Here is a 15,415-nt window from a genome sequence, read left to right as displayed (position 1 = left end):
TACATTGGTTCGATGGCCGCCATGAGCTATGACCCCGATCGTGAGACTACAGGAGCGCGCTGCGGATCTTGCTGATGGCGACGTCGGGATCCGAGCCATAGGGAATGAGCCCCTTCAACCGGCCATCCGCACCGATCAGGAACAGGTCCATCGTGTGGCTCATGGAATAGCCGCCACTCTTGTTCGGCTTCTTTTCCGCGAATGCGCGCCATCCGGCGACCACCCGCCGGATCTCTTCAGGCGTTCCGGTCACCCCCGTGATCCGGTCGGAAAAGGCGGTGACATAGCCGTTCATAATGTCAGGAGTGTCCCGTTCCGGATCGACCGTGAACAGGTAGCTTTTGATCGGCAGGCCGTCTTCACCCAGTTCCTTGAGGTATCCAGCAACTTCATAAAGCGTCGTCGGGCAGGCTTCCGGGCAATGCGTGTAGCCGAAATAGACCAGTGACGGGTTGCCCTTGAAGATCGACTGATCGACCGCTTCTCCCCGATCGTTGATCAGAGAAAACGCGGTATTGAATGTGGTGTTTCTTGGCTCATCCTTGAACGTGAAGAAGAGGATTCCGACGAGGACAGTGATGAAGATTGCCGAGATTGTCGTTGCAACCAGCATGAACGGGTTCTTCGTCATCAGTCGTGACCTCCGTGTGCGGCATGAGGCTTCTGCGCGCCGGCAAACGGTCCGACGGCAAACTCGACCTCGATCGGCCCGGCCTTTTCGAAGATCAGCGTGACCGCCAGCGTCTCGCCCTCCTTGAAAGGTCTAGAGACATTCGTGAACATGAGATGATAGCCACCGGGTTCCAGCTTGACGGTAGACTTGGCCGGCACGGGGATACCGTTGTCCAATTCCCGCATTTCCATCACGGCGCCGGTCATCTTCATCTCGTGGATCTGGACTTCTTCGGCACGATCAGACTTCGCACCGACAAGCCGATCGGCCGCGCCGGCGTTGTTGATCGTCAGGTAACCCCCTCCGACCTTTGCCACCGGCAGCATGGCGCGGGAAAAGGCGGATTCGATCGTGATATTACCGGTCCCGTGTGCATGCATGTGCTGGGAAGATGCGGTGCCAGGCAGCATCAATGCCACGGCCGCTACAAGAAATTTCGCTCGGATTGTCGACATGGGTATTCGCCTTCGATGTAGCAGAATCGGTTTTGCTTATTCCGTCAGCTACGAAGAGGGGGCCCTCTGGCCGAGGTGCCGGTCAGCAGGACGAACCGAGGAGGGCTCTCGTCGGTTCCGGAATGGGCGTGAACGATCTCGCGCAGGATCGGCGCACCCAACGTATCTGTCGGCAGTGGCAGTATTGATGCCGTCACATGCCGGCAGGCGTCGCAGGAGATCTTGCTTTCACCTTTATGGTGCTGCGTTTTCCCGGCTTTTGAGGGAAGGCAAAGAACAGGCAGACTTCCGTCCGGGAGGATGTAGGACGCAATCGCGATGGTCTCGATCGAGCGCGCATTGGCGGTCGGATGGGAATTGGCAAATCCGAGCAACAGAAACGCAAGGCTGCAGAGAATGCGCAACCCTACCTGTCTAATCTGCCCAAAACGCCGGATCATCTCGCCTATCAGCTCATCGTGCAGCCCAAGGTCATAATGAGTTACGGCAACCCATGCAATGAGTTGCAACCACAAGGACATTGTGACGCAGGTGAGCCGAGCGGGCAGACGACCCTCCCGATCACGTGCAGCGCTGAATCGGCGTCAGAGGCTCACGCCGCTTTCCCGGTCGAAGACGTAGACAAGGTTTTTGTCGATGCCGGCGCGAAACTGAGTCCCGTGTCGGACAGGATGATCTCCGTCGACGATCGCTGTCATCTGCTGACCGGCAAATTCGAACAGGACGTGTGTTTGCGCGCCCGTGGGTTCGACGAGCAGCGTTTCGCCACCGATATTGTCGCCGCCGGCCGTCAGGTGTTCGGGGCGGAGCCCGAGCTTGACGCTCTGGCCGCGTCGCACCTTGCGCAGCGGTGAAATGTCGATTGCGGATCCTTCCGCCAGACGAACGACCGGCCTGTCGTTTTCGCCGTCGATCGTGCCGTCGAGAAGGTTCATCGCGGGTGAGCCGATGAAGCCCGCGACGAAGAGGTTGGCGGGTGTCCGGTAGAGCTCCATCGGCGTGCCGACCTGCTCGATGCGGCCGGAATTGAGGACCACGATCCTGTCGGCGAGGGTCATCGCCTCGATCTGGTCATGCGTCACATAGATGGACGTCGTCCCGACCTTCTGGTGCAGCGCCTTGATCTCGGTGCGCATCTGCACGCGCAGTTTGGCGTCGAGATTGGACAAGGGTTCGTCGAACAAAAAGACTGCCGGATCGCGAACGATCGCCCGTCCCATCGCGACGCGCTGCCGTTGCCCGCCCGAAAGCTGGCTGGGCTTGCGGTCCAGCAGATCCTCGAGCGCCAGCATGCGGGCGGCTTCTCCCACCCGGGTGGCGATATCTGGTTTGGTGACACCGGCAAGCTTGAGGTTGAAGCCCATGTTCTCGCCGACCGTCATGTGCGGGTAGAGTGCGTAGGACTGGAACACCATGGCAATGTTGCGTTCCCGCGGCGTCATGGCATTGACCACCGTGCCGCCGATCGTGACTTCGCCGTCGCTGATGTCTTCAAGCCCCGCGATCATGCGCAGCAGCGTCGACTTTCCGCAGCCCGACGGCCCAACCAGGGCGATGAATTCGCCGTCATCGACCGACAGCGAGATATCGTGGACCACCTGGAGCGCGCCGTAGCTCTTGCGAACGTTTGTAAGGCCAACCGATGCCATGATGCTAATCCTTCAATTCAAGACTTTACGGCGCCGGCGGTGAGGCCTGCGATGATGTGTTTCTGGGCCAGGAAGAAGACGATGATCGTCGGCAGGATGGTGAGCGTGATAAAGGCAAGCACCAGTTGCCAGTCGGTGCCGAACTCGCCGCGATAGACCATGATGCCGAGAGGCCACGGATATTTGCTTTCGGTATTCAGCATGATCAGCGGCAGGATGTAGCTGTTCCAGCTGCTAACGAAGGTGACGATGCCGACCGTGGCAACGATCGGCCGCGATAGCGGCAGCGATATGTACCAGAAAAAGCGGATATAGCCGCAGCCATCGACAAAGGCCGCCTGGAACAGCTCTTCCGGCAGGTTGCGGAAATAGTTGCGGAACAGAAGGATGCTCATACCGAGCCCGAATGCGACCTGCGGCAGGATCACGCCCCAATAGGAGTCGAGCAGGCCAAGATCGCGAATACGGATGAACAGCGGGAGAATTGCCGTTGCTGCCGGAAACATCAGCCCAATCAGGAAGTAGTTGAGCAGCTGGTTTGAGCCGAAGAAGCGGATATGCGCAAAACAGAAGGCCGCCATCGATGAGACCACCAGTGTCAGGAACACGGTAACACCCGCGATGATCAGCGAGTTCATCATCTGGCGCCAGTAGCGCTCGCCAAACAGGATATCGACATAGTTGGACCAGACCCATTCGCTTGGCAGTCCGAACGGATTGAGCCGGAGGTCGCCAAGCGTCTTGAAGCCGCCTAATGCCGTGGTCACAAGCGGGACGAGCACGATGGCAGCGACCAGCGACAGCGAAACATAGACATAGAGGCGCGTTGCTGTGGACACGCGGACTGTGGACGATGTGTCAGTCATTGCGCATGAATATCCTTTTGTAACCGAATGCGATCGTTACACAAATGACGAACAGGACGACGCCGACGGCGCTCCCCAATCCGACCTGCATGCGCGTGACGCCGTAGGTGTAGAGAAAGGTGACCATGGTCTGCGTCGAGTTCGACGGACCGCCGCCGGTCAGCGGCATGATCAGGTCGAACAGTTGCAGCGATCCGATGATGGCAAAGAAGACGGACAGGCGCACGGTCGATCCGAGCAGTGGCAAGGTGACGTAGCGGAATTTCTGCCAGCCGGTCGCACCGTCGATCTCGGCCGCTTCCATGACGCTCTTGTCGATCGACTGGAGGCCGGCGATGAACAGCATCATGTGAAAGCCGAAATATTTCCAGATGACGACGGCCAGCACCGCGTAGATCGCAAGATCCCTGTCAGCTAGAACATACGGTGTCGCTACGCCGAGAAAGCCGGCGATTGCGGCGAACAATCCATAGTCACCGTCATAGACGAAGCGCCAGATGAGACCGGCGGCCACGTCGGCCAGAACATAAGGTAGAAAGAAGATCAGCCGGAATGCGACGACGCCTCTGATCTTCTTGCCGAGCATCACCGCCAGCCAGATTGCCAGCGGCACCTGCAGCAGCAGGGACACGACGATGATCAGGCCATTGTTGATCAAAGCGGTCGAAAAGGCGGCGTTGTTGAACAGCACCTCGAAATTGCGAACGCCCACAAATTCGGTCGGCGTGCCGTAGCCGTTCCAGCGATAGAAACTGTACCACGCGGCTTCGCCCATGGGCAGGATCACAAAGAGCGTGAACAGAAGCAGGGCGGGCGGCAGGAAGATGATCAGCGCCGGCAATCGGCCACGCGCGGTCGGGCTTTTGTAGCGCACCTTTTCCGGCACACCCATGACGGAGGCGCCGCTGATCTTCGCGGTCATGTTGTTCATCCGGTCTATCCTTGTCGCACCAATTCAGAAGTGCCGTTGCCGGTGACGGCGCTGCCGCCACCGGCTTGTCGGCTTACTCCAGTTCGGTCGCGTCCTGGATTGCCTGCGCTCCCTCTTCGGCGGTCATCTGCCCGGCGAGAATTTCGACCGAGACATCATTGACGACGCGGCCAACCGATGGACCGAGATCCTGGTCGAAGAAGTTCTGGTGCCAGGTGGATGCGGCGAGCTGGTCGGCAGATTCCCGCATCAGCGGATTTTTCAAGCCTTCCTCGGCATCGACAGCCGCAGGAATGATCATTCCTTCGGAGGCCATCTGCCGCTCCATCTCCTGACTGGTCAGGAAGCGGAGGAAATCGACAGCCGCCGGCGAAGCGTTCTTGCTGACGCCCCAGCCGTTCAGCCCGCCCAGCGTATCGGTGGCTTTGCCGGCGCCGCCTTCGACAATCGGGAACCCGAAGCGGCCGATGTTGTCGGCAGCAAGCCCCTTGCCGTCGCCGGCATTCTTGCGCTGGTTTGGCTCGGTATTTTCAAAGCCGAGAAGCATTGCAGCCCGTCCATCGCCGAACGCACCGAGCGTCTGCGGCCAGTTGGCGCCGAGATAGCCATTCTGGAAAGGCTGAAGCTTCCCGAGCTCTGCCAGTTGCTCGCCGGCCTTGATCACCGCAGGGTGCATGAAGCCTTCGCCTTCCTTATTCTTGGCGGCTTCGAACACCGCTTCGCCGCCATTGCGCATGACGAGGAAGCTCCAGTAGAAATGCAGCGGCCACTTATCGCCACCGCCACCTGCGATCGGTGCAATGCCGGCACCTTTCAACGTCTTGACCGCTCCCAGGAAATCGTCCCAGGTCTTGATGTCTTCGGCCTTGACGCCTGCCTTGGCGAACAACTCCTTGTTGTAGAAGAAGCTGACGGTCCCCATGCGGTAAGGGACGGCATAGATCTTGTCATCGAATGTCAGGCCGGCGACGGCGGCTGGCTTGTAGGTCTTGGCCCATTCGCCGCCGTTTGCGTTCATGGCCTCCGTCAGGTCCATCAGGGCGCCCGTCTGGGACTGCTGACGAAGAACGCCGCCACCCCAGCTGTAGAAGAAGTCAGGCGCCGCGTCAGACTGCAGAAGCGTCGGCAACTTGGCCTTGAACGCTTCGTTTTCCAGAAACTGCAGCTGGATATCAACATCCGGATGCTGGGTTTCATATTTCTTGGCGATGTCTTCCCACGTCTTGATATAGGCGGGGACAGTTTCGACGTGCATCCATTTGACGACGGTCTGCGCAGCAGTTGCCGTATGGGTCCCGAAAAGCGTCGAAAGTGCTGTGGCTGCGGCGAGCGCAGTGATCCGAACGCCCGTATAGGACGTTGCCTTGTGGTGATAGGTCATTCTTCCTCCTCCAAAGGGAAACAACCATCCTCAATTTTTCCCTTATGCGGATTAATTCAAACGACATTTGCATCATTGTCAACCGCGCTCGCTGAAGTTTTGCTCACATTGGCTTGACAAGAGGCAGTTCGTCGACGCTATTTAATTCGTGATCCGACATAAATATCGGAATCAAACGTCATAGCGATACGGGCATCCGGCTTTCCATGAAGACTGCAGATCCAGAATTGATGCGGGCGATCAATCGTTTCACGGTGCTGGACAAGATCCGCAGGCGCGGCCCGATTTCCCGGGTCGAGATCAGCGAACGTTCGCAGCTGTCGACCACGACCGTCTCGGCTATCACCGCATCGCTGCTCGATGACGGGCTGATCCTGACAAGGCACGAGGGCGATATCCGCAATACGGCGGCACGTGGCAGGCCGCGTGTGATGCTGGAGCTGAACCCGGATGCGGCACGCGTCGTCGGCGCAAAGATCGCCACCAACCGCCTCGTCTTTGCTCTCACGAATTTCTGCGGCGAGGTTCTGTCGCAGCTCACCATTCCGGTCCGCGTTGACAGGTTGCCGATCGCCGTCATCAGCGATCTGGTCGAAGACGGCGTGCGCCGGTGCATCGTCGATGCCGGGATTTCGCTGAGCGACATCGACACAGTGTGCCTGGGCCTGCCGGGTGTTGTCGAACATCGCACCGGAAAGGTGCGCTCCAGCCCGATCTTTCGCGAGACGGATATCAATTTTGCCGAGGAGATGACGAGCCGGCTTGGCCTTCCGACCATCGTCGAAAGCGATGCGCACGCGATCGCCTTGTCGCATCACTGGTTCGGTCAGGCCCGGGATCTCGACGATTTCGTCATCGTCTCGCTGGAGCAGACATTAGGCCTTGCCCTTCTTCACAACGGCCAGGTTTTCCGTGGCGCTGGCGGTCTCAGTCATAACCTCGGCGATCTGGTGCTCGGGGCGACATGCGAGGAGACTCTGCGGCTTTCAGCGGTCGCGGGCGAGACAGCCATTTTCGGCGAGCAGCAAATGGTCGGTCACTTTGCCGAAGCCGTGCGGCTTGGGCGCGGCATGGCGCATGCGCAGGCGCTGATCGCCTCCGAGAACAATCCCTTGTCGGGCGCCGCCGTAAGGGCCGGCGAAGCGGTCGGCTTGGCGATTGCCAACATCGTCACACTGTTCGGTCCGCCCCGCGTCATCATCGTCGGCTCGACGCTGGGGCTCGGCGCCGTGTTTACCGACAGCCTGCAGCAATCCTATTCCCGCGCGATCCCGAGCTCGATCAGCGAAGTCGCCGAACTGGTTTTCGACCAGTCGACCGACGAGGCGTGGGCGCAGGGCGCGGCGGTCGTCGCGTTGCGCGAGCTTTACGAGTCGCCCTGGGGAACGACAGGTCCCGCTTCGAGCCTCTAGCGCAGGCGAACCACATATTTGCAACTTTGGGAGGAGACTATGCAAAAACTCGGCATCGGCATCATCGGATGCGGCAACATATCGTCAGCCTATCTGAAAGCGATGGCATCTTTCCCGGTCCTCGACATCCGCGGCATCGCCGACCTCAATCACGGTCTGGCCGAGCAGCGAGCCGGCGAGTTCAACCTTGCGGCCAAGAGCATCGATGAGTTGCTCGGCGATCCGGAGATCCAGCTGATCGTCAACCTCACCGTGCCAAAGGCGCATGTGGAGGTCGGTCTTCGCGCCCTTGCGCATGGCAAGCATACCTACTCCGAAAAGCCTCTCGGCATTACCTTTGCAGAAGGCAAGAAGCTCGCGGAGACCGCGAAGTCGACTGGTCTCCGGATCGGCGCAGCGCCGGATACCTTTCTTGGCGGTTCGCACCAGACAGCCCGGTCGATCATCGATACGGGCGTGCTGGGAACGCCGGTTGGCGGAACCGCCACCTTCATGTGCCCCGGGCACGAACGCTGGCATCCAAACCCTGACTTCTACTATGAAGCCGGCGGCGGGCCGATGCTCGATATGGGACCTTACTACATCACCGACCTCGTCAACCTTCTGGGTCCGGTTGCCAAAGTTGCAGGCTTTGCGGTCACTCCGCGCAATGAGCGGACCATCACCAGCGAGCCTCGCAACGGCCAGAAGATCCCAGTGCATATTCCGACGCATGTTTCGAGCGTCATGGCGTTTGAAAACGGCGCCGTGGTGCAGATCAGCATGAGCTTCGATGTCGCGGGCCACAAGCATGTGCCGCTCGAAGTCTATGGCACCGAGGGAACGCTGATCGTCCCCGATCCGAACCATTTTGGCGGCGACATTCAGCTGCTGAGGAAAGGCGGCAGCTTCGAGCTGCAGCCGACGACGGAACCCTATGTGGATGGCAATTACCGGTCGCTCGGCGTTGCCGACATGGCGCATGCCATCCTGTCCGACCGCCCGCATCGGGCAAGCGGCGACCTGGCTCTGCATGTCCTTGAGGTTATGGAAGCCTTCGGCACCGCGGCGGACAAGGGGCAGACCGTTGACATCACCACCAAGCCGGAGCGGCCGGCGCCGCTTTCGCAATCCTTGATAGACGGGCAGATCGCCCGCTGACACTACACTGGAGGAGACTGATATGCGCGAAGCTTTGATCGTATGGGGTGGCTGGAGCGGGCATGAACCGCAGGAATGCGCTCATGTCATAAGGGACATTCTTCAGGAGGATGGTTTCAAGGTCTATCTGGAAAACACGACGGAAGCGTTTGCTGATCCTTCCATTCACGACCTGTCCCTGATCGTGCCGATCATGACCATGTCGAAGATCGAAAAGGAGGAGGCGAAGAACCTCGCGTCTGCAGTCGAAAACGGTGTCGGCATCGCCGGCTACCACGGTGGCGCCGGTGACGCGTTTCGCGAATGCGTGGAATACCAGTTCATCATTGGCGGCCAGTGGGTGGCCCACCCCGGCAACATCATCGACTACACCGTCAATGTGACCCGCCCGGACGACGAGTTGATGCAGGGTATCGGCGATTTTCCCTACACGTCCGAGCAATACTATATGCACGTGGACCCTTCGAACGAGGTGCTTGCGACGACCACGTTCAATGGCGATCACGCCTACTGGATCGACGGCGTTGTCATGCCTGTCGTCTGGAAGCGCAGATACGGCAAAGGGCGCGTCTTCTATTCGTCGCTTGGCCATGTGGCGAAGGAATTCGACGTGCCGCAGATGAAGACGATCTTTAGACGTGGTGCAAACTGGGCGGCGCGCTGATGGTTGCCTGACGCTCAGTCCACCCGATCTCCGACAAGCATGGCTCGGCTCTCATGAAAATCTCGGCGATAAAGCCCTATGTCACCAAACTCGGTGTTCGCAACCAACTGCTTCTCAAGGTGGAAACGGAGGAGGGGATTTATGGTTGGGGCGAGTCGGGCCTGTCATATCGAGAGAAGGCGGTTCTCGGGGCGATCGATCACTACAGCCGGTTTCTGATGGGTCGCGATCCGATGCATTGCGGCGCGCTGTGGCAGGAGATGTATCGAAGCCAGTATTTTGAGGGCGGCCGGGTGTTGACGGCGGCGATCTCTGCCCTCGACATCGCCTTTCACGATATCAAGGGCAAGGCTCTCGGAGTGCCCGTCTACCAGTTGCTCGGAGGCCGGCAGCGCGACCGGGTGCCGGCCTTCGCGACAACCTCTGCCGAACCGGGACCAGAGATGGTGGAGCAGGCGCTGCTTTTGAAAGACCAGGGATGGCGGTGCATCCGGATGATCGCCACCGGCCAGGAAAATAGCGATCATTTCGAACCGCGCGAGTCGATCGCGACGACGGCCGAGTGGGTCACGCGGGTGCGCGAGGCCGTGGGTCATGAGATAACGCTTGGCGTCGAGTACCATCATCGCCTCAGCGTCGCCGAGGCCGCCTCGTTCTGTCAAAAGCTGCCGCGGGGCACTCTGGATTTCATCGAGGAACCGATCCGCGACGAGACGCCCGGTGCCTACGAAGCACTGCGCAGAATGACGGAGATACCGTTTGCTATCGGCGAGGAGTTTTCGTCGAAATGGCAATTCCTTCCCTATGTCGAACGTGACCTCCTGCAGTTCTGCCGCATCGACATCTGCAATGTCGGCGGTTTCACCGAAGCGATGAAGATTGCCGGTTGGTGCGAGGCGCATTACGTCGACCTCATGCCGCATGCGCCGCTTGGCGCCGTATGCACGGCGGCCTCCGTCCACCTTGCCGCAGCCGTCGCCAACTTCGCTTGGCTGGAATGCCGCAACTCACCGACAGAGCAGCTGGGTTTCGGTGACCCCGCAACCTACCCGAAACAGATCGGGATGGATGGAGCCTTCTACCGCGTGCCGGACGAGCCGGGTCTCGGTGTCGATGTCAATGAATCGCTTCTTCAGGCGTCGAGCTTCGAATACAGCGAGCCGCCGCACCTGCGCCGCGATGACGGCTCTTTCACCAACTGGTGAGATCGGGACCAACCGTGTTCGTATCGTGGGTGAACGCGGATGCGCGTCCTTGGTTGATCCGCCGTGCCTAATCTCAACGGAACAAAATCCGGCTCCGCGGGTTGTCCTCCGCGCATTCGAAAGTGAATGCAGAACTTGGAGGAACACCATGAAAAAACTTAGCTTTGGCCTCGCTGCAGTCCTTCTTTCGGCATCCGCCGTTCTGGCTCAGACAGAGCCTAAGACGACCGAGACGACACCAGCGGTGAGCACCTCCGGCGAAACAAATCCGGCCGCACCGGTTGCTGGCAAGAACAGCTTCACAGAGGCGCAGGCAAAATCGAGAATCGAAGAAGCCGGTTACGCGGAAGTCTCCGGTCTCAAGCTGGACGACCAGGGCATCTGGCGCGCCATGGGTACCAAGGACGGCAAGCACGGCAACGTGGCGCTGGACTTCCAGGGCAATGTGGTGATGGCGAAGTAAGCCTGATCGTCCCAACAACAATAACGACGAATACGAAGAGGAAATTCCCATGCGTACCATTACTGGACTTTACGACAGCTACGATGACGCCCGCGCCGCGGTGAAGGCTCTCGAAGATGCTGGCGTGTCATCCGACGACATCAGCATCGTGTCGCACAAGAACGGCAAAGAAGATATCGAAGGCCAGGGCAGCAACGCTGCTGAAGGCGCGGGCACAGGCGCTGGCATCGGTGCCGTCGCTGGTGGCGCCGGTGGTCTTCTGGCCGGTCTCGGAATGCTCGCAATCCCAGGCGTTGGCCCGGTTGTAGCAGCTGGTTGGCTTGCAGCAACGGCAGCCGGTGCTGTCGCTGGCGCAGTGGCCGGTGGCGCAGCAGGCGGCATCGTCGGTGCAATGATCGAATCCGGTGTGTCGGAGAAGGACGCCCACCTTTATGCCGAAGGCGTACGCCGCGGCGGTTCGCTGGTCGTCGCCAAGGTCGATGACGACAAGGCAGTGGCTTCGGAAGCGATCCTGACCCGTTCGCGTTCTGTCGATCTCAACGAGCGTCGTACAGCCTACACCAATGATGGCTGGTCGCAGTTCGACGACAACGCTGATCCTTACACACAGGACCAGATCGATGCCGAGCGCGGTCGCTACCGCACCAACACTCCGATCTGATCCATATTCTGAAAGGGCGGTCTTCATGGCCGCCCTTTCTCTATGCCGGGCAACTGCCGGCGACTCCGCAAGGCGGCATCGATCTGTCAACTTGTGCTTTGTCAAAACCAACACGCAGCACCGCAAATTTTGGCTGGGCCGCGAACTCGATAGTAGCACTCGGGTACAATTCGCGTGAAAATAGCCAGCTACAACGTCAACGGCATCAACGGGCGGATCGATATCCTCCTCCAGTGGCTGGAGGAATCGCAGCCTGATGTCGTGTGTCTGCAGGAGCTCAAAGCGCCTGATCAAAAGTTTCCCATCAAAGCCATTGAAGCAGCCGGTTACGGCGCCGTGTGGCACGGGCAGAAATCCTGGAATGGCGTGGCGATTCTAGCGCGCGGCGAAGAGCCGCTGCTGACTCGAAAGGGCCTCCCTGGCGATCCTGACGATGTCCAAAGCCGCTATATCGAAGCCCTAGTGGACGGTATCCTCATCGGCAACGTCTATCTTCCGAATGGTAATCCTTCACCCGGCCCGAAATTCGATTACAAGCTCGCGTGGCTTTCGCGACTGCAGGACTATGCCGCCGAGCTGATAGAATTAGACGTTCCGGTCGTCATCGCGGGTGATTACAACATCATACCGACCGAACTCGACGTCTATAAGCCTGAGCGATGGGCAGATGATGCGTTGTTCCGGGCCGAAGTTCGCAATGAATTCAGGGAGCTTCTCGCGCAGGGCTGGACGGATGCCATTCGCAGGTTACATGCCGACGAGCGCATCTACACCTTCTGGGACTACATCCGGAGCGCGTATGGGCGAAACGCAGGACTTCGCCTCGACCATTTCCTGTTGAGCCCAGGTCTCGCAGACGACCTCTCGCGAGCCGAGGTCGACACGCATGTTCGTGGCTGGGCCCACACGAGCGACCATGCACCTGTATGGATAGAGTTGTTGGACGATCTTAAAAAAGGAGCTGAGTGATGGAAGGCCATTGGACAAACGAACTTCGCCAGAAGGTTGAGGCACTCGTCGACGAATACGTTGCAGCTGGAGCATCCCAGAGCGATGTGCTCGATGTCATAGCAAAGACAGGGGTCGATCTGCGGCTTCCGAAAACCGATGAGCCTGATCGCGCCAGCGACAAGGCTGTTGTCGAGGAACCCGCCAACGATTGGCCGGCTGCGACGTAAGGCTGCGCGGAGGGGCGTGACGATCACGTTGCCGCGGACTACCATAACCGCCCGGCATGGCGGTTATGGCTCACATATGGGAAGGGAACAGAAACATGACAAAGCGGATCGTTTTCACTGGCGGCACCGGAAAAGCCGGCAAGCATGCGGTATCGTATCTTCTGGCGAAGGGATACTCGGTCCTGAATGTCGATCTGAAACCGCTCGATATGCCCGGCGTGAATACGCTGATCACGGATATCACCGACAGCGGCCAGGTCTTCAATGCGTTGACGACGCATTTTGGGTTCTCCGGCTTCGAAGACGGCGCACCGCCATCGGCACCCGATGCGGTCGTCCATTTCGCAGCGGTTCCACGCGTGCTGATCGAGCCTGATAACAAAACATTCGAAGCCAATGTCATGGGCACCTATAACGTGCTGGAAGCCGCCATGAAGCTCGGCGTACGCAAAGTCGTGATTGCTTCAAGCGAGACGACCTACGGCGTCTGCTTTGCCGAAGGTGACAAGAATTTCCACGCGTTTCCGCTGGAAGAAGATTACGACAGCGATCCGATGGACAGCTACGGATTGTCGAAAGTCGTCAACGAAAAAACCGCTCGCGCCTTTGCCATGCGCTACGGAGCCGACGTCTATGCTCTGCGCATCGGAAACGTGATCGAGCCTGACGAATACGACAATTTCGCAGATTTCCTTGAACAGCCGATGTCGCGAAAACGCAATGCGTGGAGCTACATCGACGCGCGCGACCTTGGTCAGATCGTCCATCTCTGCCTGGAGAAAGACGGGCTTGGCTATCAGGTCTTCAACGCAGTCAACGACACGATCACCGCCGAGCTGCCAACCGCCGAATTCCTCGCCAAATATTGTCCGGATACGCCGGTCTGGCGCGAGATGGGTCGGGATGAAGCGCCGCTCTCGAACCGCAAGGCCCGCGAAGTTTTAGGCTTCCGCGAAGAGCATCCCTGGCGGCGATATATGCTTCGCTGAGCTGCCAGATTGTCCGCTTCCGCGAGGGCGGGGGAGCTTGAAATGGATGCGGACGTCAGCCTATCGGAGGGGCTGGCGTCATCTCCGGCAAGCGGTTAGCAATAGTTCTAGACGAAGCCGCAGCTTCATCTTTGATCGCGAAGGCATAAGGCGCGCCGCTGTCGCATCAGCCTTAGCTGGGGCACGGGGACGAGGGGATGGGAGACGACAACGCATGCTGCAGATAATCGAACAGCTGGAACAACGCAGGGCTGAGGCGCGTCTCGGAGGGGGACAAAGACGGATCGACGCCCAGCACGCGAAGGGCAAGCTGACGGCGCGCGAGCGGATAGAGGTCCTGCTGGACGAGGGCTCCTTCGAGGAGTTCGACATGTATGTCACCCATCGCTGTACGGATTTCGGCATGGAGACACAGAAGGTGGCCGGCGACGGTGTCGTGACCGGCTGGGGCACCATCAACGGGCGCCAGGTCTATGTCTTCAGCCAGGATTTCACAGTGCTCGGCGGGTCTCTGTCCGAAACCCATGCCCAGAAGATCTGCAAGATCATGGATATGGCGGTGAAGGTCGGGGCGCCCGTCATAGGCCTCAACGATTCCGGCGGGGCTCGCATTCAGGAAGGTGTTGCGTCCTTGGGCGGCTATGCGGAGGTGTTTCGACGCAATGCCGAGGTTTCCGGCGTCATCCCGCAGATCTCGGTGATCATGGGACCATGCGCCGGCGGCGCCGTCTATTCGCCTGCCATGACCGACTTCATCTTCATGGTGCGTGACACGTCCTACATGTTCGTGACGGGCCCGGACGTGGTGAAGACCGTGACGAACGAGATCGTGAGCGCCGAAGAACTGGGGGGCGCCACGACCCATACCCAGAAATCCTCGGTCGCGGATGCCGCATTCGAAAACGACGTGGAAGCGCTGGAAGCGGTCAGACAGCTGTTCGACTTTCTGCCTCTCAACAATCGCCAGAAGCCACCGGTTCGACCCGTTCATGACGATCCGTCGCGGTTGGAGATGCGCCTGGACACACTGATCCCGGATAGCGCGGCCAAGCCCTACGACATGAAGGAGCTTATCACCGCACTTGCCGATGAAGGCGACTTCTTCGAGATCCAGGAAGCCTTTGCGAAAAACATCATCACCGGTTTCATTCGCATGGAAGGCCAGACGATCGGCATCGTTGCCAACCAGCCGATGGTGCTGGCCGGCTGCCTCGATATCGACTCGTCGCGCAAGGCAGCGCGGTTCGTGCGGTTCTGCGATGCGTTTTCCATTCCGCTGCTGACGCTGGTCGATGTGCCGGGCTTCCTTCCGGGCACGGCGCAGGAATATGGCGGCGTCATCAAGCACGGCGCAAAGCTGCTGTTTGCCTATTCGCAGGCCACCGTGCCGATGGTGACGCTGATAACCCGCAAGGCATATGGGGGCGCGTATGACGTGATGGCGTCCAAGCATATCGGCGCCGATATCAACTATGCCTGGCCGACGGCTGAAATCGCCGTTATGGGCGCTAAAGGTGCGACCGAGATCCTGTATAGGTCGGAGCTTGACGATCCGGACAAGATCGCAGCCCGCACCCGGGAATACGAGGAGCGGTTCGCCAACCCGTTTATCGCGGCAGAGCGTGGCTTTATCGACGATGTGATCATGCCGCATTCGTCGCGCCGTCGTATCGCAAGGGCATTTGCCTCGTTGCGCGACAAGCAGGTGCAGACCCATTGGAAAAAGCACGACACAATCCCGCTGTGAG

At 59.4% G+C, this 15,415-nt stretch carries 17 protein-coding genes; 10 read left to right on the top strand and 7 right to left on the bottom strand.

All coding sequences use genetic code 11. The features are described from left to right. Nucleotides 1–46: 46 nt before the first annotated feature. The 7 genes from BLW69_RS15180 to BLW69_RS15150 form a co-directional block, all read right to left on the bottom strand. Nucleotides 47–631: an SCO family protein gene (locus tag BLW69_RS15180; RefSeq protein WP_244508843.1), complete on the bottom strand. Its 585-nt coding sequence runs from the start codon at nucleotides 629–631 to the stop codon at nucleotides 47–49. Beyond that, entirely contained in the window at nucleotides 631–1,128 is a 498-nt protein-coding gene (locus BLW69_RS15175) for a copper chaperone PCu(A)C (protein WP_092663095.1), read from the bottom strand. Before BLW69_RS15175 ends, BLW69_RS15180 begins: the two co-directional genes overlap by 1 nt. Before the next feature lie 44 nt (nucleotides 1,129–1,172). Further along, entirely contained in the window at nucleotides 1,173–1,637 is a 465-nt protein-coding gene (locus BLW69_RS15170) for a hypothetical protein (RefSeq protein WP_139283879.1), read from the bottom strand. 75 nt (nucleotides 1,638–1,712) lie between these two features. Next, nucleotides 1,713–2,777: an ABC transporter ATP-binding protein gene (gene ugpC / locus BLW69_RS15165; protein WP_092663091.1), complete on the bottom strand. Its 1,065-nt coding sequence runs from the start codon at nucleotides 2,775–2,777 to the stop codon at nucleotides 1,713–1,715. Nucleotides 2,778–2,794: 17 nt separating this feature from the next. Beyond that, nucleotides 2,795–3,643 carry a carbohydrate ABC transporter permease gene (locus BLW69_RS15160; protein WP_092663089.1) on the bottom strand — a complete coding sequence of 283 codons (849 nt, stop codon included), beginning with the start codon at nucleotides 3,641–3,643 and terminating at the stop codon, nucleotides 2,795–2,797. Beyond that, nucleotides 3,636–4,535: a carbohydrate ABC transporter permease gene (locus BLW69_RS15155; RefSeq protein WP_092663466.1), complete on the bottom strand. Its 900-nt coding sequence runs from the start codon at nucleotides 4,533–4,535 to the stop codon at nucleotides 3,636–3,638. The genes BLW69_RS15160 and BLW69_RS15155 overlap by 8 nt, the downstream gene beginning before the upstream one ends. 112 nt (nucleotides 4,536–4,647) lie before the next feature. Then, nucleotides 4,648–5,955, bottom strand: coding sequence for an ABC transporter substrate-binding protein (locus BLW69_RS15150; protein ID WP_092663087.1), 1,308 nt, complete (start codon nucleotides 5,953–5,955; stop codon nucleotides 4,648–4,650). A gap of 206 nt (nucleotides 5,956–6,161) precedes the next feature. Here BLW69_RS15150 and BLW69_RS15145 point away from each other — a divergent pair, with 206 nt between their 5' ends. The 10 genes from BLW69_RS15145 (at nucleotide 6,162) to BLW69_RS15100 (ending at nucleotide 15,414) form a co-directional block, all read left to right on the top strand. Continuing rightward, nucleotides 6,162–7,367, top strand: a complete 1,206-nt coding sequence (locus BLW69_RS15145; RefSeq protein ID WP_092663085.1) for an ROK family transcriptional regulator — start codon at nucleotides 6,162–6,164, stop codon at nucleotides 7,365–7,367. Nucleotides 7,368–7,406: 39 nt separating this feature from the next. Then, nucleotides 7,407–8,507, top strand: coding sequence for a Gfo/Idh/MocA family protein (locus BLW69_RS15140; protein ID WP_092663083.1), 1,101 nt, complete (start codon nucleotides 7,407–7,409; stop codon nucleotides 8,505–8,507). Nucleotides 8,508–8,529: 22 nt separating this feature from the next. Then, nucleotides 8,530–9,171: a ThuA domain-containing protein gene (locus BLW69_RS15135; RefSeq protein WP_092663081.1), complete on the top strand. Its 642-nt coding sequence runs from the start codon at nucleotides 8,530–8,532 to the stop codon at nucleotides 9,169–9,171. A gap of 53 nt (nucleotides 9,172–9,224) precedes the next feature. Further along, nucleotides 9,225–10,376, top strand: a complete 1,152-nt coding sequence (locus tag BLW69_RS15130; RefSeq protein WP_092663079.1) for a mandelate racemase/muconate lactonizing enzyme family protein — start codon at nucleotides 9,225–9,227, stop codon at nucleotides 10,374–10,376. 148 nt (nucleotides 10,377–10,524) lie between these two features. Next, nucleotides 10,525–10,839 (top strand): hypothetical protein, encoded by a 315-nt coding sequence (locus tag BLW69_RS15125; RefSeq protein ID WP_062459650.1) that lies wholly within the window; start codon nucleotides 10,525–10,527, stop codon nucleotides 10,837–10,839. Between the two features lie 49 nt (nucleotides 10,840–10,888). Further along, nucleotides 10,889–11,500, top strand: a complete 612-nt coding sequence (locus BLW69_RS15120; RefSeq protein ID WP_092663077.1) for a general stress protein — start codon at nucleotides 10,889–10,891, stop codon at nucleotides 11,498–11,500. Between the two features lie 174 nt (nucleotides 11,501–11,674). Beyond that, nucleotides 11,675–12,469, top strand: a complete 795-nt coding sequence (gene xth, locus BLW69_RS15115; RefSeq protein ID WP_092663075.1) for an exodeoxyribonuclease III — start codon at nucleotides 11,675–11,677, stop codon at nucleotides 12,467–12,469. Next, nucleotides 12,469–12,678, top strand: coding sequence for a hypothetical protein (locus BLW69_RS15110; RefSeq protein ID WP_092663073.1), 210 nt, complete (start codon nucleotides 12,469–12,471; stop codon nucleotides 12,676–12,678). Before xth ends, BLW69_RS15110 begins: the two co-directional genes overlap by 1 nt. Nucleotides 12,679–12,773: 95 nt before the next feature. Beyond that, nucleotides 12,774–13,667, top strand: coding sequence for an NAD-dependent epimerase/dehydratase family protein (locus BLW69_RS15105; RefSeq protein WP_062459663.1), 894 nt, complete (start codon nucleotides 12,774–12,776; stop codon nucleotides 13,665–13,667). A gap of 214 nt (nucleotides 13,668–13,881) precedes the next feature. Beyond that, nucleotides 13,882–15,414, top strand: a complete 1,533-nt coding sequence (locus BLW69_RS15100; RefSeq protein ID WP_092663071.1) for an acyl-CoA carboxylase subunit beta — start codon at nucleotides 13,882–13,884, stop codon at nucleotides 15,412–15,414. Nucleotide 15,415: the final 1 nt, after the last annotated feature.

Source organism: Rhizobium sp. NFR12 (assembly GCF_900108545.1).
GTDB lineage: Bacteria > Pseudomonadota > Alphaproteobacteria > Rhizobiales > Rhizobiaceae > Neorhizobium > Neorhizobium soli.
Note: the sequence above shows the minus strand (reverse complement) of the source record. Positions and strands in the feature narration are given on the sequence as shown.

Coding starts and splice junctions, on each gene's coding strand:
- BLW69_RS15160 (WP_092663089.1), bottom strand. CDS start 3,643: ATGACTGACACATCGTCCACAGTCCGCGTGTCCACAGCAACGCGCCTC.
- BLW69_RS15120 (WP_092663077.1), top strand. CDS start 10,889: ATGCGTACCATTACTGGACTTTACGACAGCTACGATGACGCCCGCGCC.
- BLW69_RS15110 (WP_092663073.1), top strand. CDS start 12,469: ATGGAAGGCCATTGGACAAACGAACTTCGCCAGAAGGTTGAGGCACTC.
- BLW69_RS15180 (WP_244508843.1), bottom strand. CDS start 631: ATGACGAAGAACCCGTTCATGCTGGTTGCAACGACAATCTCGGCAATC.
- BLW69_RS15125 (WP_062459650.1), top strand. CDS start 10,525: ATGAAAAAACTTAGCTTTGGCCTCGCTGCAGTCCTTCTTTCGGCATCC.
- BLW69_RS15100 (WP_092663071.1), top strand. CDS start 13,882: ATGCTGCAGATAATCGAACAGCTGGAACAACGCAGGGCTGAGGCGCGT.
- ugpC (WP_092663091.1), bottom strand. CDS start 2,777: ATGGCATCGGTTGGCCTTACAAACGTTCGCAAGAGCTACGGCGCGCTC.
- BLW69_RS15130 (WP_092663079.1), top strand. CDS start 9,225: ATGAAAATCTCGGCGATAAAGCCCTATGTCACCAAACTCGGTGTTCGC.
- BLW69_RS15150 (WP_092663087.1), bottom strand. CDS start 5,955: ATGACCTATCACCACAAGGCAACGTCCTATACGGGCGTTCGGATCACT.
- BLW69_RS15135 (WP_092663081.1), top strand. CDS start 8,530: ATGCGCGAAGCTTTGATCGTATGGGGTGGCTGGAGCGGGCATGAACCG.
- BLW69_RS15145 (WP_092663085.1), top strand. CDS start 6,162: ATGAAGACTGCAGATCCAGAATTGATGCGGGCGATCAATCGTTTCACG.
- BLW69_RS15155 (WP_092663466.1), bottom strand. CDS start 4,535: ATGGGTGTGCCGGAAAAGGTGCGCTACAAAAGCCCGACCGCGCGTGGC.
- BLW69_RS15175 (WP_092663095.1), bottom strand. CDS start 1,128: ATGTCGACAATCCGAGCGAAATTTCTTGTAGCGGCCGTGGCATTGATG.
- BLW69_RS15140 (WP_092663083.1), top strand. CDS start 7,407: ATGCAAAAACTCGGCATCGGCATCATCGGATGCGGCAACATATCGTCA.
- BLW69_RS15105 (WP_062459663.1), top strand. CDS start 12,774: ATGACAAAGCGGATCGTTTTCACTGGCGGCACCGGAAAAGCCGGCAAG.